Source organism: Acinetobacter terrestris, assembly GCF_004331155.1.
Taxonomy (GTDB): Bacteria; Pseudomonadota; Gammaproteobacteria; order Pseudomonadales; family Moraxellaceae; genus Acinetobacter; species Acinetobacter terrestris.
Genome location: NZ_SJNZ01000006.1, coordinates 14143 through 40963, shown reverse-complemented (window position 1 = coordinate 40963; position 26821 = coordinate 14143). Strand labels below are relative to the sequence as shown.

The following is a 26821-nucleotide window of genomic DNA, read 5'->3' as shown; positions in this document are numbered from 1 at the left end:
CACCTTTAATAAAATAGGATGAAAGTCCCTTTTTAAAAAGAGGAATTTAGGGAGATTAAAGAATAAAAAAGAGCGCTTATGCGCTCTTTTCATATCCATATTTTATAAAGGGTTCGGTGGAATTAATTTATCCAGATCGGCATCTTTCATTTTATCGAGTTCTTTTAAATCAGTTTTAATTTTCCACTGACTTTCATCTTCAACCGGTTGCGGTAAACGCGCTTCTAACCAGTCGCACACCACATCTGGTGAAAAGTCAGGATGATTACATTGAATCACCCAAGCCAAAAATTCTTTGGCTTCACCGTTCATGTAGGGTGGTGGTGAAACAGGCAAGAACTGGGTTGGAAGACGTTCATTCTTGGAAATGTAATTCAGCACATGACCCAATTCCTGAACAGTTTGCCATGCAAGCGGGTGTTCCACATTGATTTGAAATTTAAACCACCATGCATGTTGACCATCTGAACCATAAGCATCAATCAATGCTTCTTGTACGCTCGGCACTTTGCAAAAAAATTGATGTAGGCGGTCAAAACTTAAATCAGCCACTCTGTTTGATCCAGTAACAAAAAAGAATATCTTAGCATAAACATATTCAGCACCTAGATGCAGGAAAGCATGATATTACAGCAAAATTTAATTTACAAAACGTTGCATTAGATGCTTTTTTATCCATTTTCTATCCTAAACTAGAGATTAAAATGAATTTGTAAACTATATGATGTGAGCAACATCGTTCGGAGGCTCTGATGAAAGTAGCGGTTATTTGTGCTCTTGGTGGCATCGTGCTCTTGGGGGCTTCTGCGACGACGCAAGCAGAAAATCAGTGGTCCAATTATCGTGGGGTGGATACAACTAAATATCAGCATCGGCCTCACTATCCGCAAAATCCGCAAACGAACTATCCACATCATAATTATCCACAAAACAGCTATCCACAAAACAGTTACCCGCAAAATAACTATCCACAAAATCGACCCTATTATCCGCAGCGTCCATCACACCATCAGAATTATCCGACTATTCAAAATGGCATTAGCATTCAATATCAGGCGCCAACGACCATCACTCATAACTCGCAAAGCTATAGCTGGGTGAATGGTGATCCGAATACGGCACGGATTGAAAGTTCAAGCTATACCTTGATTACGGATTGGAAACGTTTAGGTTTGCCTGCACCGCCGAATGGAACCTACTGGATTTTTGAAAATGGACGCTATGTGTTGGTGCCGAATCGTTAAGAATCCCCCTAAATCCCCCTTTCAAAAGGGGGACTTTTTTATAAGGAACTTCTAAGCCAACTCATCATCTTGCGGACGTGGGGTTTTACCTTCAGGTAAGGACTTTTCACTATGCTTGTCACGAATTACAGATGGATAAGTCCAAGAGGCATAGCGCACCACGAGTATCGCAAAAGCCAGAATCAGAATCGAACCGGTAATGATCACCAAGTCCAGATCTGCTTTATGGTCGTGCTGGATATCTGAAATGAGTAAGCGAGTGAGTGCGGTAATCGCGATATAAATCAGGAAACGCACCGGCATATGGTTGGTCTTGAAATAGATACCGACCATGGCACCTAGTTCAAGATAGATGAATAACAGCAGAATATCGTCAATGGTGGCAAATTGTTTTACGGTAAGAATGTGAAATACCGTATGACCTGCAGACCAGATCACCATACAGCCAATAATAAACAGCGCAATATAGTGAAAACTTTCTACAGCAATATTTCCGAAACGGTCGAGGAGGGTTTCAATTTTTTCAACTTTGGCATCAGATTTTGGCATGTTTTTCCTCCTTTCTATTAGATGAGCATTTATATGAAACTGCTATTAAGCAGCATGCAAGTTTCATGCACATTAACAGCTAAAAAAATGAATGTTATAAATAATTCAATGGACTGTATTTTTTTCATACGGAATTGATATAGTGTATGAGTGGTTATTTCATTAATCAGGGAAACGAAAATGTTAGAAACAATTCAAACAAAAATTAATAATTTACAAAATGGCAAAAAACTCATTTTAGGCTCGGGTATTAAGGGAGATGAAATGCAGAAGCTGATTGCATTATGTGAAAATTTACAATCCGAGGGTGTGATTAAAATCGTGAAAATTCAACCAGACGCACAAACTAGCAAAAAAACCTCAGATTCCATTATTGTTGAAAAGATCTAATTTAAATCAGATATAAAAAAACGCCTGACAATGCAGGCGTTTTTTATTGCATTAAATTAAGACTGGTTGGTGAAGTAATCTTCACTAAAGTTCATGATCACTTCTGGACCTGCTTTTACCTTAGTAATGCGCAGAGCAAGTTCTGGTAAAATACGTTGCGCGAAGTATTTAGCAAGTGCTACTTTGTTTTGATAGAATTCGCCATCTTTCGATTTCGCCGCATTTGCGATTTTTGCGAACATATAAGAGAAGCTTAAAAGACCGACAGCGTGCAGGTAATCTACAGCAGCAGAGTTCGGAAATTCAATGTTTTCATGTGCAGCTTCAATCACGTATTGAGTCACCGATTCTACTTCAGTTGCGGCATCCAAGGTTGCATCTTTAATGAAGTTAAGATCAGCATCTAGACTGTTGGCGAAGTCACGAATCTCCTGGATGTATTCAGCAATGAATTCACCATTACATTTAATGGTTTTACGACCAATTAAATCTTGCGACTGAACGCCATTGGTACCTTCATAAATTTGCGCAATACGTAAGTCACGTACACACTGTTCCATGCCCCATTCACGAATATAACCATGCCCACCAAACACCATTTGCGCATCAATCACCGCATCAAAAGCAGTATCGGTTAAATAGGCTTTTGCAATTGGGGTAAGCAGGGCAACGCGGTTATTGGCCGCTTTGACTGCTTCAGCATCGGTAGAGAACTTGGTGATATCCAGTTGCTGACCCACATAAACTGCAAATGCGCGCGATGCTTCGTTGTTGGCACGGGCATTGAGCAGCATACGGCGTACATCACCATGTACCAAGATGCTGTCCGCAGCTTTGGCTGGTGATTGAATTCCGGAAGCGCTACGGCCCTGAATACGGTCAGTCGCATATTGCGCTGCATTTTGATAGGCAAATTCAGACGCACCTAGACCTTGGATCCCCATCGATAGGCGTTCGTAGTTCATCATCACGAACATGGCTGCCAAACCTTCATTTTCCTTACCTACAAGGTAACCTTTGGCACCATCGAAGTTCATTACACACGTTGCAGAGGCTTTGATCCCCATTTTGTGTTCAATTGAACCAGGACCTGCATGGTTGCGCTCACCTAGAGAACCATCTTCATTCACCAGGAACTTCGGTACGATGAACAATGAAATGCCGCGTGAACCTGCAGGTGCATCTGGAGTTTTAGCCAAAACCAGATGGATGATATTTTCTGCTAAGTCGTGGTCACCACCGGTAATAAAGATTTTGGTACCGCTAATGTTGTAAGTACCATCTTCATTACGTTCAGCTTTAGTTTTGATAATGCCTAAGTCTGTACCTGCGTGCGGTTCAGTCAAGCACATGGTGCCTGACCATTCACCCGAATAAATTTTAGGTAAATAGGTTTCTTTTTGCTCTTGAGATGCATAGCTGTTGAGTGCCATACCTGCACCCACAGAAAGAAGCGGATAAAGCAGGAATGATGGATTGGTTGCGAACAGCATTTCGTCCGCAAGTACCGTCAGCATTTTCGGCATGCCTTGGCCGCCCCATTCTTCATCTGCACCTAAGCCAATCCAACCGCCATCTGCATATTGTTTGAATGCTTGTTTAAAGCCTGCAGGGGTGGTGACCTTGCCATTTTCAATTTTCGCGCCTTCTTCATCACCGCTACGGTTAATCGGTAAAGTGACGTTTTGGGCAAATTTTGCCATTTCTTCAAGAATGGCTTCAGCTGTTGCAGCATCCACATGGGTAAGATTTTCATTGGCTTGCCAGAATTGCTCTGCATTAAAAACATCATTCAGGATGAATTTCATATCGGCAAGCGGTGCATTATAAATTGGCATAAAGTATTACCTGTTTATTGTTTGATTCAGTTTGGTTTAGTTGAGTCTAAGCGATGGAAAATATTGTTGTTAGACGACTAAAGATTAATTTTTGCATCTTTTATAAAGAAAAAGGACTGCCAAATCAATGACCGTCCTTCTCCTGTTGATCAAGTTAAAACTTGATAAAAATTAGAATGCGAAATGTTCAGCATCTAAAGCAAGTAATGGCTCTACACCACCTGCAATCACGTCTACGTGTGAACGTACACGTGGAAGGATTTTCTTGAAGTAGAAACGGGCAGTGGTTACTTTGGCGTTGTAGAAGTCAACGTCAGTCGTACCAGCAGCAAGTGTTTCTTGAGCAAGAAGCGCCATACGAGCCCATAGGTAAGCAAGGGTTACATAACCAGAGAAGTACAGGTAATCAACTGCAGCTGCACCGACTTCATCCGGATTTTGCATTGCACGCATACCAATCTGCATGGTTAAATCACCCCACTCTTTATTTAGAGCAGCAAGCGGTTCAACAAATTCTTTCATTGCAGCATTGTCTTTGTTTGCTTCAGCAAATTTGTGGATGATCTTGGTGAAGTCTTTCAACATTGCACCTTGAGTACCCAAAACTTTACGGCCTAACAAGTCAAGCGCCTGAATTTCAGTAGTCCCTTCGTATAGGCAAGCGATACGTGTATCACGTACGATTTGTTCCATACCATGTTCAGAAATAAAGCCATGACCACCGAACACTTGAACACCGTGTTTCGCAGATTCAGAACCTGTTTCAGTCAAGAATGCTTTTGCAATCGGAGTAAGAAGTGACAACATGTTGTCCGCAGATTTGCGTTCTTCTTCCGTTGTACCGTGTTCAACCACATCAGCGTATTGAGCCAATAAGTAAACCAGTGCACGACCACTTTCTGCATATGCTTTTTGAGTTAAAAGCATGTTACGCACAGCAGGGTGAACAATAATTGGATCTGCTTCTTTTTCTGGCGCTTTAACACCTGAAAGTGAACGCATTGCCAAACGATCTTTCGCATAGGCAAGTGCACCTTGGAAAGATGCTTCAGAAGCTGCAAGACCTTGTACAGCAGTACCAATACGTGCAGTGTTCATGAAGGTGAACATGCAGTTTAGACCACGGTTTTCAGGACCAATCAGGAAACCTTGTGCTTTATCAAAGTTGATCACACACGTTGCGTTACCATGAATACCCATTTTGTGTTCAATTGAACCACAACGTACTGCATTACGTTCACCAATTGAACCGTCTGCATTTACATTGAATTTAGGTACGATGAACAACGAAATGCCTTTCGTGCCTTTCGGTGCACCAGGAAGGCGAGCAAGAACGATATGGATGATGTTGTCAGCCATGTCATGTTCACCAGCAGAGATAAAGATTTTCTCGCCAGAAATTGCAAAGCTACCATCAGCATTCGGTTCAGCTTTGGTACGGATAATGCCCAAGTCAGAACCTGCATGAGATTCTGTCAGGCACATGGTACCTGTCCATTCACCTGAAACAAGTTTAGGCAGGTAAGTATCTTTTTGTTCTTGCGAACCATGGTGTTCCAAAGTACGTACCGCACCATGAGAAAGACCAGGGTACATACCCCAAGACCAGTTTGCAGTACCGACCATTTCAGAAATGGTAATACCTAAAGAATTTGGTAGAGCTTGACCGCCATATTGTTCATCCGCAGATAACGATGGGAAGCCAAGTTCGATATATTTTTTGTATGCTTCTTTAAAGCCGGTCGGTGTGGTTACAACACCGTCATTCCAAGTACAACCTTCACGGTCGCCGACTTGGTTAAGAGGAGAAAGTTCATTTTCACAGAAGTCAGCAGCAGCTTCTAAATATTGATCAACCAACTCACGGCTTACGGTTTCTTGAAATGCAGGGAGTTTTGCATAATGTTGTTCAGCATTTAATAGTTCATGTAGAATGAATTGCATCTCACGTAAGGGCGCTTTGTATTGTGGCATATCGGTTTCCTCAATACTGGTTTAACCAGCTTATAATCCTAATCAACATTTGAACGTGCCTTCTAGGACACGTATTTGTATGGCTTAATCGTGCTACATCTTCTGGGTGGGCACAAGCGTTTGCATGCTTTTTCTTGGTGACTGTAAAGTCAAAGATTTCTGACTTGAAATTGCTAAGTATCTTGAGTGTAAATGCTTTTATGATTTATTAAGTGGCATAAATAGTCAAATCGCCATTTTTTTGATCAGCAATAAAAAAGGCGCTCGAAAGCACCTTTTTGAATTTTGAAGCGATATTTATGCAGCAGATTTCACTGCAACAGGGGCTTTAGGCTGGAAACGAATTGCACACTTGCCATCGATGGTTTGGGCACCGGCTTTGACTTGAACCGCTTTACCATCGGTTTGACCTTGGCAAGCTTTTAAAATGGCTTGCTGCTTTGCTTGTCGTTCGGCCAGGCGTTGATCAAACTGCTTGGTCAACTCGGCACGTTGAGCATTGGTGAGTGGTTCACCGCGTTTCATCTGCATGCTGTTGATGTCACCACGCATTGGGCGATGTTCACCTTTCATTGAACGGTGTTCGCCACGCATGTGTTTAGCTGCTTTATGATCAGCTTTAAATGTCATCACGCAAGTGCCATCAATTGTTTTGTCACCCGCTTTAACTTGCACTGCTGTACCTACAGCTTTGCTATCACAGGCTTTTTGAATTTGTTCAATCAGCTGTTTGCGTTCAGCACGTGCTTGCTGGAACTTTTTACGCTGTTCTGGTGTCATTTTACGATCATGCTTTTGATGATGATCGTGCATCATGCGAGCGTGGTCACTATCTTTGTCTTGAACCGTATTGGTGGATTGGCACGCTGTCAAAGCACCTATGCTCAGAACACTTGCGCCCACTAAAGCAATTTTTGTCATCGAATTCATTGTTTTTATCTCCAATGAAAAATAGTATCAATTTAATAAGTTAAGATTAAACAATAATGATGAAGAAACAATGAAGGGTTTTTTTAGACAGTGTTGGTTACAATCATAAATTGAGAAGAAAATATTGAGATTTTGCTTTTGAATATTCGCCGTGTTCCGATTGCCTTACGCCTGTTTTTGACCGTATTACTCACGACTCTGGTGATTACGACGGTTAGCTTGGGGGTGTTGCATTGGACCATGCAAAAGAACTTTGCCAGATATGTAGCCGATGTTGAAATGCAGAAGCTAGATCATGTGATTGGTAATTTGGCCGGGGTGTATACGGTTTACCAGGACTGGGGCAATGCGATTCAAGCGCAGATTTTGCAAATTGAAGGTGATGCAGCTCCCGATGATTATGACAAGTTGTCACGCTGGTGGCTACGTCGTCAATATGATATTGCCTTGCAGCAGCGTTATTTTCAGGAAAATACATTGCTGAGTGTTTCCCCTAGTTTGAACCCGGGAGAACAAAGCAAACCGGTGGTTGATGCGGGAGAACTCCGCATGATGGAGTTGAATTTACCTTCTGAATATCAGCCTTTTGAAGGCCTCAAATTTCCTTTAAGCTCTAATCAGAATATATTTCGCACAGATAAAAAAGCGGATGCAACCCAAAATCAAGGCAAGAAAAAGCAGTTTATTTCGATGCCTGACCGCTTGGGCTTAAGTTCCCGATTATCCTTATATGATGCCAATAAACAATTTGTGGTCGGTGAGCCATCCGACATTCCGGTTTCATACCGCCCGATTATGGTGAACGATAAAATTGTCGGCTACCTCGGTTTGAAACCGGTACTGGATAAAGATGATGCCTTAAGTATTAATTTCTTTAGTAATCAAAAACGCTATTTACTGCTGATTTACGGCTTAACTTTTTTAACCAGTTTAATTGCCGCTCTATTGTTGGCGACTTATTTTAAAAAGCCGATTCAACGCTTGTTAAATGCGACCCGTGAATTGACCAAAGGGCATTATCAGCATCAGGTAAAAATTAACCGTAATGATGAGCTAGGCGATTTATCCAATGAAATTAATCAGCTGGCAGTGATTCTGGATCAACATGAACAATCACGCCGTCAATGGGTGGCAGATACTTCACACGAGTTAAAAACCCCACTGGCAGTACTGCAAGCTCAAATTGAAGCGATGCAGGACGGAATTCGTAAACCAACGCCGGAACATTTTGAATCGATGCTGCGTCAAGTCACCAGCTTGAAAAAACTGACTCAGGATCTGGCCGATTTAGCCCAGGCTGAAGCGCAACAGCTCACCTGCTATTTGGCCGATGTCAATCCCTGGACGGTGGTGCTACAGGAAGTTGAAAACTTCAAACCCAAGTTTGCCCAAGCGGATTTATCGATTTCAGTGCAAGGCGAAGGTGCGAATTTACAATTAGATATAGATCGTTTTAAACAAATTATGGTCAACTTACTTGGCAACAGTATTCGCTATACTGAAGCGGGTGGTGAAGTTCGCATTCATACCGAGCAATCGGCGACCCATTGGAGTGTGATTGTTGATGACAGTCCGCTTGGGTTGAGTGATGAACAATTGGCACGTTTAGGCGAGCGTTTCTATCGTGTTGATGATTCACGGACACGTAGTACCGGTGGTACAGGTTTAGGTTTGGCATTATCTGGTAAAATTGCGCAAGCATTGGGTGGGAAATTGAGTTTTGAACATTCTCCATTAGGTGGCTTGCGTTGCAAACTGACATTTCCAAAACAGTTAAACAAATAAAGGGATGAGATTCATGAAACATGTCATGCTGGTTGAAGATGAAGTTGAACTTGCACAACTGGTGCGGGACTATCTGGAAGCTGCGGGGTTTGAAGTCAGCATGTTTCATGATGGCCAGGAAGCCTATGACAGCTTTATTCAGCGTAAACCAAGTTTGATGATTTTGGACTTGATGGTTCCGCGTATGGATGGCTTAACCATTTGCCGTAAAGTGCGTGAACAGTCTGATTTACCGATTATTATGGTGACTGCGCGGACTGAAGAAATTGACCGTGTCTTGGGTTTGAACATGGGTGCAGATGATTACATTTGTAAACCTTTTAGCCCGAAAGAACTGGTTGCGCGTGTACAAGCGGTTTTACGTCGCCTAGACCGTCATGCAGAACCTGAACAAAACAGCTTGTTCCGTATGGATAAAGCACAACAACGCATCTGGTATCAGCAAAAAACCTTGAACTTGACGCCAACTGAATTCCGTTTGCTTGAGTTGTTTCTGGAACATGTTGGACAAGTTTATTCACGTGCACAACTACTCGATCACATTAATCCAGACAGCTTTGATGTGGCGGACCGTGTGATTGACAGTCATATTAAAAACTTGCGTCGCAAAATTTCCGATGCTGCGGAAACCGGTAACCGTCATGAATGGATTCAAGCTGTTTATGGCGTGGGTTATCGTTTTGAATATCCTGAAGACTGATTAAAATATAATTTTAAAATCATTGTAAAGCTCCTGAAAAGCCTTTATTTTTTAGGAGCTTTTTTTTATTTATAATTTTTAGAGGGTAGGGGCAAAATGATTTTTAAAAAAACAATATTAGCACTTAGTTGTTCTGTATTTTTAGTGGCTTGTGGTGGTGGTGGCGGGTCATCTTCATCTAGTGGAACAGAGGGTGGACAGGTAACGGCACCTGCTTCAGATTTAGAAAAAGCAAAACAACTTGTAAAAACAACCAATTCTATTATTTCTTATTATGATGGTTTTCAAAATATTGCTGATCAATATAAAGTTCCTGCACAAGTAATAAATGACACATCTTCAGATTTGAGTCGTGCAACAAATTTATTATTAGTGATTGCAGAAGTTATTACTCAGGATGCACAGGGTCAGACCAAGACTTATACAGCGCAACAAATACAGACGCTAATGAATCAAAATACGGATGATTATGGGGATTTATCTGATTTTAACTTTAAGAGCAATAATTTAACAGCTAAGGTGGTCGGTGATTCTATTACCATTTCAGGTAATGCAAATGTCCAGTATTGGCAAGCGTTTAATTGGGATAAAATTAATGCTGATAATGCTTGGAATAACTCAAATTCTTGGTATAGCGATCGTGCATACTCAATTTATGGTGATGATGCTGAAATTGCGGTCTCTAATTTAGTTTTAGAAGCACCTTTTATTGATATAACCCGTACAACTTATAATTATAAGATTCAGAATAATGGAAAAATTTCTACAACGAATCTTAAAAATCAAACTGCTAGTTTTAGTTTCACTGCTGATAGTACTGCCTCTATAGTTTACACCCTAGCAGATACTATGGAAAACCGTGAAGATATTCCGAATCAGGCAACCATGAGTTTAAAAGGGCTTTCATTTGAAAGTGCAGGTGTAAAAGCCAATTTAGCTGAAGTTTCTTTAATTGCAAAAAAAGCTATATTTAATAATGGTACAGGAACGCTTGAACAATTGATTCCATCGGAGTTAGTGCTGAAAGGTCTTGTAAATTATCAGCAGGAATCGTTGAATTTAGACGCCAAATTTAATTTGAATAATGATTTATCTAAAGTCATTGATGTGAGTGCTGGACAGGAGACATCGACTAATTTCATCAATGCGAATTTAAATGTCAAATTAAGCGGTAATTTAAAAGGCGCCAATGCTGTACCTACACCATTTAGCATTGATATTGCTGCAAGACGTGCTGAATTTACTAAAGGTACAGCTGCTGTCGCCGTTATCGTTGATAAAAATGCATTGGATATTGAGTTAACCGCAAAAGACTTAGATCAAGAACATCAAATTATTGCGGGTGTGATTAAGCATAAAAATGGAGCATCGATCAGTATTGCAGATGTAGAGAACTTTACTTCAGCGAATATTGCGGTTTCAGGAAAAAGTTACGGCACACTCACTAAAAACTCATCTGGGCAATATGTCGTGAAATTTAATGATGACACAATAACTTATATTGCTCCTTAATCTAAAACTTAACTTTGAGAAGAAGGCAGCATTTGCTGTCTTCTTTTATATCTAATGAAAAAATATTTATTCATATTGGCTGTAAGCTTGCCATGCTCTGCATATGCAGAAAGAACGATTCAATACAGTATAAATACAGATATTTATAGTGAACCTGTGGGTGTACATGCCTTTTTAGATGGTTGGGAAACGCCCAATTTCAAAAAAGGTAATAATGCTTTTGCGCATGGGAAAATGAAATTAGAAACCAAACAGGACAATTGGACTATTGGTTGGATTTGGACTTATGACTATCAGATTCATTTTAGTGATGATATGGCAAAGCTATATTATCAAATTGAAAATGATCAGTTAATTGATGCAAATAAATACAATCAATTAGAATTAGAAGCTCAACATGTCGATACAGTGGGAACTCGTTTTGCCTATGATTGGAAGGTTTATCCTGATTGGACAATTGTGACAGGAGCAACAGCGCTCATCGGACGTCATTATGTAGATGGTAAATTCCAAGCAACAGGTCAAACAACCAATATGACTGAATTGATGGATCGGGTTGCTTGGTTAAATGGTTCATTGGATTATAGTTATGACCGTCCTGCATTAAAAGAAGATGAGCTAGGCTGGGATGGAAGAACGAGTCAAGGTTATGGCTATGCCCTGGATTTTGGTTTACATGGACAAATTAAAAAGGATTGGAAAATTAATCTTCAGGTCGATGATTTATTCAGTTATTTATATTGGAACAATGCCCCATTTACCCGCTACAACCTTCATTATGATCAAAATCAACGTCCCCGAATGGAGTTGAGTGGACAGTTAAGCAAGAGCAAACAGTACCGTCAAAAACTGCCCTTTAAATTAAGTTCGGAAATTAGCTATGATGTTCAAACTAAGCCGTGGAGTGCAAGTATCAGTAGTTTTTCAAATGAATATATAACATTAGCTCAACTGAATGCCTTTTGGAAAATGAAACAATTAAAATATGGCCTGCATATAGAACCGCAAACACATGCTTTGGGATTATCGGTACAGCATAAAAATTTTGGTGCTAAATATATAACCGATAATTTAGAGAGCAATCAGGCGCATCGTTTTAGTGCCTCTCTATACGCTCAATATCACTGGTAAAATCTTTCAACATTAAAAATGTCATAATAAAAAACGGAGCATATCGCTCCGTTTTTGTTATGAAGAACAACTCACCATCACTTCAGGCACGTCACTTGGTAATGGTGCTAGATCTTCAGGCTTTTCCAATTCAGGCTGCTTGATATAAGGCCGACTGAGTAATTTAAACAGTCGTTCTACTTCAGAATAATCATCACGTTCAGCCAGTTCAATCGCTGTCTGTGCCATGTGGTTACGTAAAATATATTGCGGATTGGCTTTAAGCATTTCAGCATCAAGTTCAGCCGTTTCCTGGTTTGCTCGAATGGCTTGATATTGTGTAAGGAATGCATCGAACTGGCGGGTATCCAGGCAATCATCACGAAGGGCGGTGTAGGCTTTGTTTTGTAGACGAATAAAGCTGTCGGTGTAATCCAGTTGTTCAGCTTGCATAATTCGAAGGAAAGCCATTCCACAATCAAAACTGTCTTTATGGAAACTCGGCAGTCCCATTTTTTGACATAAACCCAGAGTGTAATGTTCCAGAAAAGTTGCTTCAAAATGCTCTAAGCACTTCGACAGATCTTCTTTGAACTGTTCCTTCTCAGCAGGATCTTTAACTAATGGAATTAGATTATTCAACCATGTCCATAAATTCCAATGACCAATACTCGGTTGCTGCTGATAGGTATAACGTCCCTGATAATCTGAGTGGTTGTTAATCCAATTCGGACGGAAACGCTCCATAAAACCATAAGGTCCAAAGTCCAGGGTTGATCCTGTAATATTGAGATTATCAGTATTCATCACGCCATGGGCAAACCCAACCAGTTGCCATTTGGCAATCATCACTGCGGTACGCTGGATGACTTTGGTGGCAAAAGCCAAAACAGGCTGTTCAGCTTGAAGGCATTCTGGATAATGCCATTCAATACATTTTTCTACGAACTCAGGCAGTAATTCAGGTTGATATTGATTGATCCATTCAAAATGACCCAAGCGAATATGGCTGTCTGAAGTCCGCAACATCATCGCGCCGGGTTCCATTTTTTCCCGTTGGATGCCTTGAGTTGAGGAAGTAAACCCAACGGCATTACTGGATGCAATACCCAAAGCATTGAGTGCATGACCTGCCAAATATTCACGGATCACCGAGCGTAAAACTGCACGGCCATCACCCATACGGGAGTAAGGTGTCGAACCTGCTCCTTTTAAATGCAGGTCGATGGTCTGATTGTTTTTATCCAGAATTTGTCCGATTAATAAACCGCGCCCATCACCCAATTGTCCAGCCCATTGACCAAACTGATGTCCTGCATAAACCATCGCCAGCGGTTCAAATTCGGCAAAGGTTTTTTGCCCGCTACAGATTTCGACCCATTGGGCTTTATCTTTATCTGACCACTGTAATTCATCGGCCAGTACTGCATTAAAATGACCGGCTTTTGCTCCCTTTAAAGGAACAGGCATTTGATGGTGAAAAAGCTTGGGACTGAGTAATGGATAACGCGGATTAAATTGCATAGGACAATCTAAAAAATGGGGGAGATGTGATCACTATAGCAAATTTAAACTGCCAAAATAAATAAAGCCCCAACAATGGGGCTTTATATTGAATCAAATTTTATTAAGAAACTGGATTCTTTTTAATGGTACGCATCAAGATATTTAAAGTGTTGCGATGATGTGAAAGACGTTGTTCAACCAATTGAAAATCCACTTTAAGTTTGCTGTCGATCTGGTGAATCTTTTCAGCAACAGAAGCTTTTTTCGCTTGAATCTCTTGTTCTTTCAGCTTTGCCCAGTCATTTAAGGTTTGGGTAAACGCTTCATATTCTTGTGCAATACGGAGTTTTGCAGTCGCCATATCTTCATTGACATTGTGACCATAAACCGCCAAATCCTGTTCAGCATATTTAAAGCGCATTGCCAATTCTGCTTTTTTAATATTAAAGCTTGGAATACGACGCAAGTTCTTTGCTAAACCTAGTTTTGAGCATGACCAGATCAGCCATTTGGTTGGATCATACTGCCACCATTTCACACCATTTCGGTAGTCATACTGGAAGATGTGATGATAGTTATGATAACCCTCACCCCAAGTTGCAATCGCCAAAACGAAATTGTCACGTGCAGTGTTTTCGTCAGTATATGGACGTTTGCCCCACATGTGGCAGAGTGAGTTAATGAAGAAAGTGACATGGTGACTCAAGATCAGGCGGAGTAAACCACCCAATAATATTACCCCCCACATATCGCCAACGGCCCAACCCACAGTTGTGAGAATTACGGCATGTACAGCAATAACAAGAGGGATGTAATATTTATCCTGGAACATCACCACTTTGTCATTTAACAAATCGGGTGCATTTTTATAGTTTGATTCTGCTGCTGGATAGTTGCGAAGCATCCATCCAATATGCGCATACCAAAAGCCGTTATTAATTGAATAAGGATCTTTTTCAACATCATCGACATGACGGTGATGGGTACGGTGACCTGAAGCCCAGAACAAAATACTATTTTGAACGGCAAAAGTACCCATAAGCATTAAAATAATTTTTAATGGCAAGGTTGCTTCATAAGCACGATGTGCCCATAAGCGGTGATAACCCGCAGTAATCCCTAGACTACTCACACCGAGTAGTACAAATAAACTAATCCATGCGCCTAAGCTAAAATCATGATGATAAGCATATAGAGGGATAGCGATTACAGCCACAATGGGTAAAAGTACCAGTGCGAACACTGCAATCCAGTTAATTGGGGCTTTGGGTAGGGGAGCATTCATCTCCAACAGCACTCCTAGAACCTTTTAAAAGGTAAAGGTAAGGTATAAATGATTTCTTAATTCAATACAGTTTATAAGGATTAAGACTGTTTCAATATTAGCATGAGCGAACAAATCTTCACTAGTATTATTCTACAGTCGTATTGTACTAAACAGTAACAGAATAGCGGTTTGTGTTGATTGATTTTATCGAAGGTTTCGACATCTTATTTATAGATCGACGATAGGAGTTAAAACAAAATATTCAAACAATAGAATAAGCAATTGTTCTGTCTAGATTTATTAAGTCGACGCATGCTTTTTATTATAGTGAAGGATATCATCTGCCTATCTTTTACATCATTTAAAGTGTTGCAACATCATTTTAGGGAAATCAGTAATTAATCCGTCAATGCCTAAACTTTGCAGATGTTTGGCACGGTCAACATCATTTACCGTCCAGACACTGATATTTAAATGAGCTTGCTGTGTTGCTTGAATGATTTCATCTGTTGCCAGTGCATTCATCCAGCCAATTTGACAGCAACCCAGTTCTAAAGCCTGCTCTATGGCACGTTCTTTAATGTCTTGTTCAATCAATAAGCCACGTTTAAAAGTAGAGTATTGCTGTTTTAAAGTCTGATGGATTTTTACATCGAAACTGGTGATCACGGCGGTTTGTTCAAAACCATGTAATTGTTTTTGTAATTCTACAACCAGTTTTTCAGCTTCAGTCATAGTTGCAACCGCTTTGACTTCAACTTCAATGTGCTCAAAATCCTGCATGATGTTAAGGGCATGTTGCAGGGTAGGGGTTACTTCAAAGTTTTTCCAGTCTAGCCAAATGGAGGCCTGATTATAGGACTGTAGTTCAGAAATGGAACATTGGTAAATATTTTTATCGATACCTGTGGTACGCAGGAAATTGTCATCGTGCATGATCACGAGTTCGTTATCTTTGAGTTGGAGAACGTCAAATTCAACGGCCCGAATACCTAAGTCATGAATATATTGAAAGCCACCCAAGGTGTTTTCAGGGGCTTCACCACGTGCGCCACGATGTCCAATGATTCGCATATTTATCCTTTTTATGGGAATTTTATATTTTCACAACGGTGTCTTAGCATTTATTCATCCCATATAAGGAGCACATTGTGTCACTTTTAAAAAGTGAGTGAAACTTCACCATTCACAAAACCTGTTTAACAATAGCCATCTATTTTTTGTTTCGCAGAAACTTTATGTATCAAATTTCAACAGGTTGTGAATGGGACTTAGCGTGCAGCAAAGACCATGATTTTAATCAAAAACCGAATAAATCACTGGCACTGAGCTTAGATTGTTTCATTAATATTCTTTTGCCACAGCACTTCAGAGCCACCTTCGGCACGTTGCAAGGTACGTGATGCCACAAATAACCAGTCAGAAAGACGGTTTAAAAGTTGCAATGAAGTCGCTTGAATATTTTGATCGCGACTTTGTACAGTCATCAGGCTGCGTTCAGCACGGCGACATACGGAACGTGCTTGATGGGCATAGCTACATGAAAGTGTGCCTGCAGGTAAAATAAAGTCTTTCAGCATAGGTAATGTTTCATTCATGCGGTCAATTTCATTTTCCAGAAATTCAACTGAAACAGGCAAGACCATGTTGTAGTTTGGAATGCAGACTTCACCGCCCAGGTCGAACAGCCAATGTTGAATCAGGCTCAGCGATTTATCCCAAGGGGCTTTGTCTTCAATTGAGCTGACGGCAATTTGCGAACGTAAAACACCAATACAAGAGTTCAGTTCATCAACATCACCCAAAGCAGCAATGCGCAAATCATCTTTGGCTACACGAGAACCATCGCCTAGTCCAGTTGTGCCTGAATCGCCTGTACGGGTATAAATTTTACTTAAACGGTGGCCCATAGCTATGTCCTTCATTTTTAGATATTTCAATTTAAAAAGGATAATGCCATAGGCGTGACATTATCCTCAAAAGTATTTACTTAAACTTGGCTGGAATTAGTATTTGAACGTTACACCGGCAGAAGCAAGGCGGCCACCATTGACGTAAAAGTAATTACCGCCATATGAAGCATTTTTATATTCCACATCACCGATGTTTTGAATGTTGGCAAATAATTTCACATTCGGGTTGATATTCCAGTAGGTATTTACATCTACAGTGGCATAACCTGTTACACCTGATCCGTTTTTAGGTTTCGATTTGGCAGATAAAGATGTGCTAATACCATATACCTCATTTTGCAAACCTGTAGTAAGCGTTAAGCTCTGACGAGCTCGACGTGGTAAATCAGCATCAGTTTCTTTATCTTTAGGCTGTACATAAGCGTAACCTACATCAAGGAATAGCTCATCTTTAGCCCAATTAAGATTCAGCTCACCACCTGTTAATGTGGCTTTATCTACATTTATATTTTGAGAGTTTTTCCAGCTAATGAGATTATCCACTTCATTACGGTATGCAGATAAGCCTAGTTTAAAGTGGTCTGTGAGGTGCTGATCTAAGCCAATCTCATAGGAAATGCTTTCTTCAGGTTTTAAGTCAGGATTGGCGCCCCAACCTACCGCATAAAGATCATTATTGGTGGGTGCGCGAAAAGCAGTACCGATATTGCTGTAAATGCTTGTCGATGGCAGAATTTGATAACGTGCAGCAAGTTGGCCTACGGTATGTGTCCCAAAGGTTTCGTGATCTTCAACACGAAGACCCGCTTGAGTACTCAAATTATTGTTCTGATATTGATGCTGGATAAAATATCCCGTACTGCTCACATCTTTATCATATTGAACTGTACTCCAATCTACAGAAAGTAAATCAGTTTCAGTGTTTCGATGTGACACACCAGCCATCACATTTTGATGAGGTGTAAATTGCCATTTACCGTATAGCTCGGCTTCTTTTGTGATGTTCTCAACATAATCTGGTGCGTCATTTTGAATGAGCTCATCTTTAAATTGCGATACACGAGCATTGACTGAAATTTTATCGTTTAAATTTACACGACCTTTTAAATTCATGATTTCATTTTTAAAATCTTGTGATTTATTTTTTAAAGCAAGTAATTGAGTATAAGAAGGATCAAAAATACCATCTGTATAAATTGAAGTCCCTTCATTTTGTGAATAATCTATAGATGCAGCATACTGTTTTTGTTCAATACCAAATTTTGCACTAAAGCCTTCTTGATCATATGCCCCAGTTTTAGCATTTGAATTTTTAAAATCTGTAACTTGAGTACCTTCAGATTCTAAATGTTGACCACGGATTTGTGCATAAACACCGTTTTCAGCTAGATCAGCTCCAACTACAGATTTGTAAGTTTTATGCTCGCCTATTTCACCAGTAATAAAAGCACCTGTTTTTTCAGGAGTTTTTGAGACCAATTGAACGACACCACCGATAGCATCTGTCCCGTATAAAACAGATGCGGGGCCTTTTAGAACTTCAATCTGCTTAATATCTGTTGTATCAATAAAAGCTAATGAGGCAGAACCAGCAGATCCTGTATTTAGGCGAACACCATCACGTAGAACTAAAGTGTGTGGAGAGTTTGTGCCACGTGTAAAAATTGAAGCAGCTTGACCATAACCCCCATACTGCATCATATCAATAGATGCATCATTCATGAGTAAGTGCGGTAACTCAGCGATTGGTGATTGTTCCAACATTTTAGGTTTAATAATTGAAATACGTGCAGGCACATTTTCAATTTTTTCTTCAGAACGCGTGGCTGTAACCACCAAAGTTTCTAAAGATGAATTTACTGCAGTTTTGGCAGGAATTTTATTTGCAGAAACGGCAGTTGAAAAACCCATTGCAATAGCGATTGCACCTACGAGTGCAGTAGGTTGAAAAAGAGTAGGCATGTTTTTACGCTCCATACATTCACCCCCCGTGAATGATTGAGTTTGAGGGCGCAACAAGCAGGTATCCGGACTTAAATATAAATATTGATTTTCAATATTGGCATATCCACCTTCCCACATTTCTGCAGTGGTGTAAGTGAGAGCTTATAAAGATATGTTGTTCATTTTACCGTTGCGGGGGCAGTGTCGGATTCTCACCAACTTCCCTAAAGCCTGAGCTTGGACTCGTTGCAATTGCGCGCAGTATAAGGTTTGTGTCTACATTAGACAATCTATGTCAATATTATTCCGGATGAACTTTACTCAAGCTTTTAAAATTGCATTACAATGATTCGCCCCCATATTTATAGACTGACTATAAGCCGGGCAAAGTTTAAGCCAAAGAATTAGAGCGAAGTGTATGCGAACCCGTGCCAAAATTTGCGGAATAACACGAATAGAAGATATACATTCTGCTGTGAATGCAGGGGTGGATGCGATTGGTTTTGTCTTCTACGCACCCAGTCCAAGAAGTGTGACTATTCAACAAGCCCAAGAGCTGGCAAAGCATATTCCTGCTTATGTACAAATCGTAGGTTTATTTGTGAATGCAACAGCCGATGAAATCACTCAGGTTCTAGAACAAGTACCTTTGGATATGTTGCAGTTTCATGGTGATGAAACTGCAGAGCAATGTCAGCAGATTGCATTACAAACCAAATGCCGTTGGTATAAAGCCATTCAGGTTAAACCTGAGCTAGATATCATAAAAGCCATAAAAAGCTATCAACATGCAGGTGCAAGCGCAGTATTATTAGACGCCTGGCATCCTGAGCTAAAAGGTGGAACAGGGCACAGCTTTGACTGGTCACAGTTCCCCACACTGAATGTTCCTTTAATTTTGGCAGGCGGTTTAAAACCTGAAAATATTGAAGACGCTATAAAGACGACTAGGGCTTATGCAGTAGATGTCAGCGGAGGCGTAGAGTCCGCAAAAGGTATAAAAGACCAACAACTCATTGAACACTTTATGCAAGGAGTCCAGCGTGGATCAGCAAACTGTTAATCAGAAAGATCAGGTGACTGACTATACCCAATTCCCCGATGAGCGTGGGCATTTCGGTATCCATGGCGGACGTTTTGTGTCAGAAACACTGATGGCAGCATTAGAGGATCTAGAAAAGCTCTATTTCCGCATGAAAAATGATGCACAGTTTTTGGCAGAATTCGACCGTGATTTAGCCTACTATGTAGGTCGTCCTAGTCCACTTTATCACGCTGAACGATGGTCTAAAGAGTTAGGCGGTGCACAAATTTACTTAAAACGTGAGGACCTAAATCATACCGGTTCGCACAAAATCAATAACACCATTGGTCAGGCACTGCTTGCAAAACTTTCAGGTAAAAAACGGATTATTGCCGAAACTGGCGCAGGTCAGCATGGTGTAGCAACAGCTACGATTGCTGCACGTTTAGGACTTGAATGTGTGGTATTCATGGGTGCAGACGATGTTAAACGTCAAGCCATGAATGTATACCGCATGCGTTTGTTGGGTGCGACTGTTGTGCCTGTGCAAAGCGGTTCAAAAACATTGAAAGATGCCATGAACGAAGCGATGCGAGACTGGGTGACCAATGTTGATTCAACTTATTATGTGATTGGTACTGTGGCTGGTCCACACCCATATCCGCAACTGGTTCGTGATTTCCAGTCGATTATTGGTCGTGAAGCACGTAAACAGATTCAGAAGCAAGCAGGGCGTTTGCCTGATGCACTGGTTGCATGTGTCGGTGGTGGTTCTAATGCGATGGGCTTGTTCTATCCGTTCCTGAACGATGAAGATGTGAAAATGTATGGTGTTGAAGCCGCAGGTCATGGTATTGAAACCGGTAAACACTCTGCGCCGCTAAATGCAGGTCATGTCGGTGTGCTACATGGTAACCGTACTTATTTGATGTCGGATGAGCAAGGTCAGATCATTGAAACACATTCAATTTCAGCCGGTCTGGATTATCCGGGTGTGGGTCCTGAACACAGTTTCTTAAAAGATATGGATCGCGTGAAATATGTGCCAATTAATGACCAGGAAGCGCTGCAAGGTTTCCGTGATTTGACTCAAATCGAAGGGATTATTCCAGCGCTTGAAAGTGCACATGCCATGGCTTATGTATCTAAACTTGCGCCAACCATGTCTAAAGACCAAATCATTATTGCGACGGTTTCAGGTCGTGGTGATAAAGATCTAATGACGGTTGCCCGTATTGATGGCGTAGAAATGGTTGAGATGTAACTTCTTCTATAAGCTTCTCCCTAGGGGGGGTGGTGAGTTATAAAATCGTGTTGGGTGCAAACTCAGCACGATTTTTTTTGAAATAGAAGTTTGTCTAAAACATGAATAAAGTGAAGGCGACATGGATGTCGCCGTAAGGCTGAGGTATAGGGATATACCTTCAGCCTTACAAAAGATTTTTGTTACTTTTGATCTTTCAAAAGTAAAGAACCACTTATGAATGAAAAGTGATGTAAAAAGAAAAAATGAGTGCATGTGTGATTTTGATATATAGATAAAGAACTTTAATGATCGACAACTGATAAACACTAAGTTTAGGTTTCAAGATGTGGAACTTATATTTACTTTTGTTTCGGCAAAAGTAACAAAACCATTTTGTTGAGCAGACATTACATCCATGTAATGCTGCTCAACGGGCGACATCCCTGTCGCCAACGCATATCATATTTTGACTACAAGTTATAAGTTCTTAAAATTACTTATCATATAGCTATTCATTTCCCTGAGTTTTAAGGAGTAAAACCATGCCCAGCCTATTTATCGTCATGCTCGGTGGTCGTCATGCACGTGCCAATACAGAAGTCCATGATGTGGTACTGGCAATCGGTGATTCTCTTGAAGAAGTCTATCCTCAATTAAAACAAGCATGGTTTGGCGAGCAAAAAGGTTTGCACATTGATGCCTGGGCGCAAATCCATGGCGTGGAATTTGAGGGTGAAAAATATCAAATTCAATTCAGTAACGCACAGCCAAATTCATCTGAACAAAAGCTTTTTCTAATTAATCTGGGCGGTTATGATGCCCGGGAGTTTGGCGAATTGCATCGCTATATTTTGGTGGTGGCGCAAAATGCCATGGTGGCAAAACAACGTGGTAAAGCATACTTTGCACAGCATTGGCAAAAACAGCATACCGACCGTGTGTTGGATGTAGATGATTGTATTGCGATCGACCAAGTGCATGGCCGTTATGTGCAGTTGGTGCAAGGTGAATTTAGCGGAAATAGATGGGAAAATACGTATTTAATGCTATCTGATCACTGATTTATATCTACTTGATTAATAAATTATATTTATAAAATATTAAACATCTGGGAATAATATATCTTTTTATATATTTTCGACGAAAAGAAGGGTGTTGATACTTTTAAGTTGAATTTATATGGGCATAATAAGGTTAAGGATTTGTGATCTCTTAGCTAGATGGAATTTGATAAATGGATTTGATTCAATCAAATGGACAACCGCATTATGGACGTTTTAGTACTCTCCCAAAGACCATCGATTTAAATAAATACCAGTATAAGACGCCTTATGGGGAAGTCTTAAAAGGCTGGCGTAAACGGTTAAAATATAAGAAATTTAAATTTTGCTGTATTCAACATGAACATTACACTATTGGTCTGGCCATAGCCGATATCGCATGGGCAGGACATGGTTTTTTCTATATTTATGATCATCAGCGTTCTGAAGTTTTAGAGTGGAATGCAATTAACTTTTTTTCGCGGCATACCGTGGTTGATGAACAACCGCTTTATAACCAGAGTTTTTTCTCCAAGTCGCCTTTTCAAATCGATATTCAACATGCCAATGGTGTGCGTTATATCCATGTGACTAAACATGGTGAAATCAAGCTAAGTGCGCGGATATTCTGTGCAGGTACAGATCCTTTAAGCATGTGTAGCCCGACAGGGATCAATGGTTGGACTTACACCCAAAAACTTACAACTTTGGGCTGTGAAGGTTTTTTCATAAATAAGCAGGGTCAAACCATACAGTTTCATGAAAAAACCTTTGCTTCACTCGATGACACCTGTGGTTTTTTACGTCCAGAAACAGCCTGGTTCTGGTTATCCTGTAATTTTTGGGATTCGCAAAATAATCGTATCGGATTGAATTTGGCATCAGGGGTAAATGAAAGTTTTGGCAACGAAAACTGCCTATGGATTAATGGCATTTTATATCCCTTAAGCGACATTTTATTTCAGCATCAGGAGGATGATCACTGGACTATTCGTTCACTGGATGAAAAGCTAAATTTAGATGTGAAAACCGGTTGGCGACGCTATGAAAACCTGAATCTAAGACTGGTCGGCAGTCAGTTCAGTCAATGGCAAGCCAAAATTAGCGGAACCATTCAGCAAGGTGATCAGGAAATTATTTTGTTAAATGAATATGGCTTGTTAGAACAGCATTATGCCAAGTGGTAATACATTGTAAAATGATAAAAAACTAGTCCATATTTATACGGACTAGGTGAGTGATAACTATATTAAAATTAAAGAATAAATATTAAATACAATAAATATGATTAGTCTTTAGCAGCCTGCCAAAAAGCTTCTCCAGCTTGGATTGGATCACCTGTTTCTTCCAGGGTTTTTACCCAGACATCGTATTGGGCAATCACAGGATGCTGGCTAGGGTGAAAGTCTTTTTTAAACCAGTCGCGATATTGCTTGCTCATTTTGCTGAGCGTACCGTTTTTCCCAAAGAACCACGGTAGGCCGCGAATATTCATTTGCAGGCGTTGCAAGGGCGTGAAGCCATCATACTTTAACATCACATTGGAGCGGTAAAGCGTAAAGCCGAACATTAAGGCTGTTGTCCATGCCAGTGTGAATTTGCGCATAGACTCCGGCACATTTCCCACCTGTTTCATCACATCAAACGCTACATCACGATGTTCCATTTCTTCAATCGCATGCCAGGCAAACAGTGCGCGAACATAAGGATGGCCCTCTCTTATTGTCGCTTTAGAACTGAAAAAGGTTTCTGCCATTAAGGCAGTCAGATGCTCGGCCGCAGCCGTCATGGCAATGTTGTATTGCGGTGAGCGTTTTTCCAGCTCAAACTTAAATATTTTGTTTAAACGCTGAATAAATTGATCGACGGGCATTCCCTGATCTTTCAGAACCTGATTCATTTTTTCATGCGCGATCCCGTGCTGCGCTTCCTGACGGATAAAATCAGCCACACGCCGTTTTAAGTCTGGATCGGTAATCTGGTCGCGGAACAAACGTACCGACTGAATAAAGTAGCGTTCACCATCGGGAAAAGTCAGGCTGAGCGCATCAAACATGCGGGTAATAAACGGATCACCTCCGAACCAAAAACGCGGCACTTCATTCAGTTTAAAGTCAAGATTGCTGCGAACCACCGGTTCAACTTGATATTGGGCAAGAGCATTCATTTTATTTTACTTCAATCGCCTTGGATGAATGCAGTATGTCGGGCTTTTTCAATTTTGTTTTGACAGTACTTGCCATTTTTTATACATTTTACGCCAAGTTGAAAATTTAAAATGTCAAAAAAATAAGGATGCGTTGTGCAAGAACTACAGATTCCCAATGGTTATTTTCAGCTGCTGAATATGTATTTGCTGCAGCAAGGAATGGATATTTTTGCCTTGTCATTTTTGCAGCAGCATCAAGCGCAATTGCGTCATGTATTGTCATTGCCTATCGATTCGCAATCGACTTATTCATTTTTCCTCGATGTGGTGGAACTCACCCGTCAACACGTCCATTGCCCAGAACTGGTTTTGGAAATGGCCCGCTTGATTCGTCCTGAACATTTTGGTGTGTTGGGTTATATGGCCTCACGTAGTAATAGTGTGGCCGAAGCTTTGCACAATATTATTCGTTTTAGCCGCTTGGTGATTGATGGGGCAGCAGTCATTCCCATACAAATGCTGCATCAGGATAAAGAGATTTATCTCTCCTGGCCGCTCCATGATGAACGATATGCGATGATTAATGAGCTGACTTCAGCATGTATGGCACATTTGGGCAAGCAAATTTTTCCAGCATCGCTGCAATTGCTGAGTATGCAGTTTGCGCATGCTCCGCAGATGGCGCGTTATCATTATGAAAAGTTTTTTGGCTGTGAAGTCAGCTTTGGTCATACCCAATATTCTTTTGTGATTAGTTCTGACAGTCTGGATTTAAAATCGGAACTGGCTGACCCTTCTTTAATGCAACTTTTACTGCGTCAGGCAGAAGAAGCGATTGCTTCCAGGCACAGTTATGAAAGTTTAGATCAGCACATTCATCTGCGGGTGGCTGAATATTTACGTGTGCAAAATAGCGCACCCAAGATTGAGCAGATTGCCAATGAATTGCATGTATCTGCACGGACACTGCAGCGGCAATTGAATGACCTCGATTCATCATTTAAAAAGATTGTTGAGGCGGAGCGAATGAAACGTTGTGATCAGTTGTTGCAGCAGGATATGCAATTGACCGATATTGCCATGCAATTGGGCTATTCGGATCAGTCTGCTTTGGCACGTGCTTATAAAGCATATAGCGGCCACACCTTATTACAAAAGAAACAACAGTTGAAAGCATCACCTGAGTCATAAAAAAAAGCGACCTACTTGGGTCGCTTTTGACATGGATATTAAAATTAAGCGGGTTTGAATCGAGGGAAACGCAATGCAATGGCCAGGATCGCCATGATGGCTAAGACCCAGCAATAGTAAATATTACCGATCAGCTCGATAGGGGACATTTTCGCAATAGAGCAGGCAAGTAGCAATTGCGCCCCGTAGGGAATCAGGCCCTGTACTACACAGGAGAAAATATCGAGCAATGCTGCAGCACGTTTCGGTTCTATGCCGTATTCCTTGGCCACTTCACGGGCCATGTCGCCAGACAGAATAATCGCAACGGTATTGTTGGCAACGAATAAATTGGCGAATATCACCAGAAAACTTAATCCCAATTCACCGGCACGTTGGCGTCCAACTTTAAATAAACGGGTCATACTGTAAATGCGTTGGATGAGCCATTGCAGTCCACCTTCTTTTTGCATAATCGCAGATAAACCACCCAAGAACATCGAAAGCAGCGCAACCTCGAACATGCTTACAAAGCCATCATAAATCGCAGTATTGAGTTTTAAGACGCCAAAATCGGGGCTGACCATAATGCCCATCAGACCTGAAAGTACAATGCCTAAGGTTAAAACCGCCAGTACATGCAAGCGTGAGAAAGCCAGAAAGAACACCGCCACATAAGGCAAAATCAGCCACAGGTCATAATCTTTGTATGCAATGGTTTGTGAGTCATGGCTAATCAATGCATAAATCAAAATACTCAGGATCGCGGCAGGAACCGCAATCCAGACATTGACTCTGAATTTATCGCGTAGCTGAACTTTTTGACTGCTGGTTGCGGCAATGGTGGTGTCTGAAATCATCGACAGGTTATCACCAAACATGGCACCGCCAACCACCGCACCAATGGCATAGACGGCTTCAATATTGGTGACTTGGGAAAAACCAAAAGCAATCGGCGCACAGGCAGCAATGGTGCCCATGGAAGTCCCCATCGCGGTTGCGATAAATGCCGAAACAATAAACAGCATTGGCAGGACAAAGGACGGCGGGATAATTGACAGGCCCAATTGCACGGTCGCATCGACACTGCCAATGCTACTTGTGGTACTGGCGAATGCTCCGGCCAGCATAAACACCATAAACATTAGAATTAAGTTGGGATGACTGGCACCTTTTAAAAACTCATCAATGGCTGAATTTAATTTTCCACGGTAAAGCAATACGGCAAGAATAATGGCCGGCAGAGCCGCCACAGGCGCTTTAACCTGGTAAAAAGCAAACTCGGTGCCAATGAGGGAATGATAGAGACCACTGCCTAAAAAAATGGCTAAAAATACAATAAGAGGTAGCAGTGCCAGCGCGCGCGCCTGCACTTTACCTTGGGATTCGGGAGTCATATAAAATAAGAAAAATAAAAATCGTGCGTAGTATAGTGCAGGTTTTGCTATTAGATAAAACTTTAAATGTAAAAGCTAACTCAATTATTTTTATCAATTTTTTACCAATAAAAATAAGTTTATCTTAATATTG

General features: G+C 40.9%; 23 protein-coding genes and 1 riboswitch. Of the genes, 11 read left to right on the top strand and 12 right to left on the bottom strand.

Annotation, left to right across the window (positions count from 1 at the left end):
• Window positions 1-102: 102 nt before the first annotated feature.
• Window positions 103-552, bottom strand: a complete 450-nt coding sequence (locus E0H81_RS04900) for a hypothetical protein (RefSeq protein ID WP_131317010.1) — start codon at window positions 550-552, stop codon at window positions 103-105.
• 200 nt (window positions 553-752) lie between these two features.
• Here E0H81_RS04900 and E0H81_RS04895 point away from each other — a divergent pair, with 200 nt between their 5' ends.
• Complete coding sequence (locus E0H81_RS04895) at window positions 753-1244, top strand: RcnB family protein (RefSeq protein ID WP_131317008.1); 492 nt, start codon at window positions 753-755, stop codon at window positions 1242-1244.
• A gap of 51 nt (window positions 1245-1295) precedes the next feature.
• Here the strand turns inward: E0H81_RS04895 and E0H81_RS04890 are convergent, their stop codons facing one another.
• Window positions 1296-1793: a phosphate-starvation-inducible protein PsiE gene (locus tag E0H81_RS04890; RefSeq protein WP_131317006.1), complete on the bottom strand. Its 498-nt coding sequence runs from the start codon at window positions 1791-1793 to the stop codon at window positions 1296-1298.
• 180 nt (window positions 1794-1973) lie between these two features.
• Between E0H81_RS04890 and E0H81_RS04885 the strand changes: the two genes are divergently transcribed.
• Window positions 1974-2183, top strand: coding sequence for a hypothetical protein (locus tag E0H81_RS04885; protein ID WP_131317004.1), 210 nt, complete (start codon window positions 1974-1976; stop codon window positions 2181-2183).
• A gap of 56 nt (window positions 2184-2239) precedes the next feature.
• Here the strand turns inward: E0H81_RS04885 and E0H81_RS04880 are convergent, their stop codons facing one another.
• The 3 genes from E0H81_RS04880 to E0H81_RS04870 all read right to left on the bottom strand — a co-directional run bounded on the left by E0H81_RS04880 (window position 2240) and on the right by E0H81_RS04870 (window position 6925).
• Entirely contained in the window at window positions 2240-4021 is a 1782-nt protein-coding gene (locus tag E0H81_RS04880; protein ID WP_131317002.1) for an acyl-CoA dehydrogenase C-terminal domain-containing protein, read from the bottom strand.
• A gap of 171 nt (window positions 4022-4192) precedes the next feature.
• Window positions 4193-5995, bottom strand: coding sequence for an acyl-CoA dehydrogenase C-terminal domain-containing protein (locus tag E0H81_RS04875; protein WP_131317000.1), 1803 nt, complete (start codon window positions 5993-5995; stop codon window positions 4193-4195).
• A 297-nt stretch (window positions 5996-6292) separates the two neighbouring features.
• Window positions 6293-6925: a hypothetical protein gene (locus E0H81_RS04870; protein WP_131316998.1), complete on the bottom strand. Its 633-nt coding sequence runs from the start codon at window positions 6923-6925 to the stop codon at window positions 6293-6295.
• A 138-nt stretch (window positions 6926-7063) separates the two neighbouring features.
• Here E0H81_RS04870 and baeS point away from each other — a divergent pair, with 138 nt between their 5' ends.
• From baeS to E0H81_RS15975, 4 genes are all read left to right on the top strand, one after another.
• Window positions 7064-8710, top strand: a complete 1647-nt coding sequence (gene baeS, locus E0H81_RS04865) for a sensor histidine kinase efflux regulator BaeS (protein WP_131316996.1) — start codon at window positions 7064-7066, stop codon at window positions 8708-8710.
• 13 nt (window positions 8711-8723) lie between these two features.
• A complete protein-coding gene (locus tag E0H81_RS04860) occupies window positions 8724-9410 on the top strand; it encodes a response regulator (RefSeq protein ID WP_081406183.1) in 687 nt (228 codons plus the stop codon).
• A 96-nt stretch (window positions 9411-9506) separates the two neighbouring features.
• Window positions 9507-10922 carry a hypothetical protein gene (locus E0H81_RS04855; RefSeq protein WP_244926502.1) on the top strand — a complete coding sequence of 472 codons (1416 nt, stop codon included), beginning with the start codon at window positions 9507-9509 and terminating at the stop codon, window positions 10920-10922.
• A 54-nt stretch (window positions 10923-10976) separates the two neighbouring features.
• The gene (locus E0H81_RS15975) at window positions 10977-12053 is read left to right on the top strand and encodes a hypothetical protein (RefSeq protein WP_171458577.1); all 1077 of its coding nucleotides are present in this window, start codon (window positions 10977-10979) and stop codon (window positions 12051-12053) included.
• Window positions 12054-12110: 57 nt separating this feature from the next.
• On the opposite strand, the gene E0H81_RS04845 is transcribed toward E0H81_RS15975, so the two are convergent.
• The 5 genes from E0H81_RS04845 to E0H81_RS04825 all read right to left on the bottom strand — a co-directional run bounded on the left by E0H81_RS04845 (window position 12111) and on the right by E0H81_RS04825 (window position 18680).
• On the bottom strand, window positions 12111-13556 hold the full coding sequence (locus E0H81_RS04845; RefSeq protein ID WP_131316994.1) for a protein adenylyltransferase SelO: 1446 nt from the start codon (window positions 13554-13556) through the stop codon (window positions 12111-12113).
• 103 nt (window positions 13557-13659) lie between these two features.
• The gene (locus tag E0H81_RS04840) at window positions 13660-14823 is read right to left on the bottom strand and encodes an acyl-CoA desaturase (RefSeq protein ID WP_131316992.1); all 1164 of its coding nucleotides are present in this window, start codon (window positions 14821-14823) and stop codon (window positions 13660-13662) included.
• Between the two features lie 339 nt (window positions 14824-15162).
• Window positions 15163-15879: a glycerophosphodiester phosphodiesterase gene (locus tag E0H81_RS04835; protein ID WP_131316990.1), complete on the bottom strand. Its 717-nt coding sequence runs from the start codon at window positions 15877-15879 to the stop codon at window positions 15163-15165.
• Window positions 15880-16136: 257 nt separating this feature from the next.
• The gene (locus E0H81_RS04830; protein WP_131268136.1) at window positions 16137-16715 is read right to left on the bottom strand and encodes a cob(I)yrinic acid a,c-diamide adenosyltransferase; all 579 of its coding nucleotides are present in this window, start codon (window positions 16713-16715) and stop codon (window positions 16137-16139) included.
• 96 nt (window positions 16716-16811) lie between these two features.
• Complete coding sequence (locus tag E0H81_RS04825) at window positions 16812-18680, bottom strand: TonB-dependent receptor plug domain-containing protein (RefSeq protein WP_131268135.1); 1869 nt, start codon at window positions 18678-18680, stop codon at window positions 16812-16814.
• Window positions 18681-18719: 39 nt separating this feature from the next.
• A riboswitch (cobalamin riboswitch) is annotated at window positions 18720-18924 on the bottom strand.
• 156 nt (window positions 18925-19080) lie between these two features.
• Here E0H81_RS04825 and E0H81_RS04820 point away from each other — a divergent pair.
• The 4 genes from E0H81_RS04820 (at window position 19081) to E0H81_RS04805 (ending at window position 23159) form a co-directional block, all read left to right on the top strand.
• Entirely contained in the window at window positions 19081-19725 is a 645-nt protein-coding gene (locus tag E0H81_RS04820; protein ID WP_131316988.1) for a phosphoribosylanthranilate isomerase, read from the top strand.
• Window positions 19706-20950: a tryptophan synthase subunit beta gene (trpB, locus tag E0H81_RS04815; RefSeq protein WP_131316986.1), complete on the top strand. Its 1245-nt coding sequence runs from the start codon at window positions 19706-19708 to the stop codon at window positions 20948-20950. The genes E0H81_RS04820 and trpB overlap by 20 nt, the downstream gene beginning before the upstream one ends.
• A gap of 524 nt (window positions 20951-21474) precedes the next feature.
• A complete protein-coding gene (locus E0H81_RS04810) occupies window positions 21475-21993 on the top strand; it encodes a DUF1543 domain-containing protein (RefSeq protein WP_131316985.1) in 519 nt (172 codons plus the stop codon).
• Window positions 21994-22166: 173 nt separating this feature from the next.
• The gene (locus E0H81_RS04805) at window positions 22167-23159 is read left to right on the top strand and encodes a DUF2804 domain-containing protein (RefSeq protein ID WP_131316984.1); all 993 of its coding nucleotides are present in this window, start codon (window positions 22167-22169) and stop codon (window positions 23157-23159) included.
• A 101-nt stretch (window positions 23160-23260) separates the two neighbouring features.
• Here the strand turns inward: E0H81_RS04805 and E0H81_RS04800 are convergent, their stop codons facing one another.
• Complete coding sequence (locus E0H81_RS04800) at window positions 23261-24139, bottom strand: metal-dependent hydrolase (RefSeq protein ID WP_131316982.1); 879 nt, start codon at window positions 24137-24139, stop codon at window positions 23261-23263.
• Between the two features lie 135 nt (window positions 24140-24274).
• Here E0H81_RS04800 and E0H81_RS04795 point away from each other — a divergent pair, with 135 nt between their 5' ends.
• Complete coding sequence (locus E0H81_RS04795; RefSeq protein ID WP_131316980.1) at window positions 24275-25312, top strand: AraC family transcriptional regulator; 1038 nt, start codon at window positions 24275-24277, stop codon at window positions 25310-25312.
• 44 nt (window positions 25313-25356) lie between these two features.
• Here the strand turns inward: E0H81_RS04795 and E0H81_RS04790 are convergent, their stop codons facing one another.
• Window positions 25357-26688 (bottom strand): Na+/H+ antiporter NhaC family protein, encoded by a 1332-nt coding sequence (locus E0H81_RS04790; protein WP_131316978.1) that lies wholly within the window; start codon window positions 26686-26688, stop codon window positions 25357-25359.
• Between the last annotated feature and the right edge of the window lie 133 nt (window positions 26689-26821).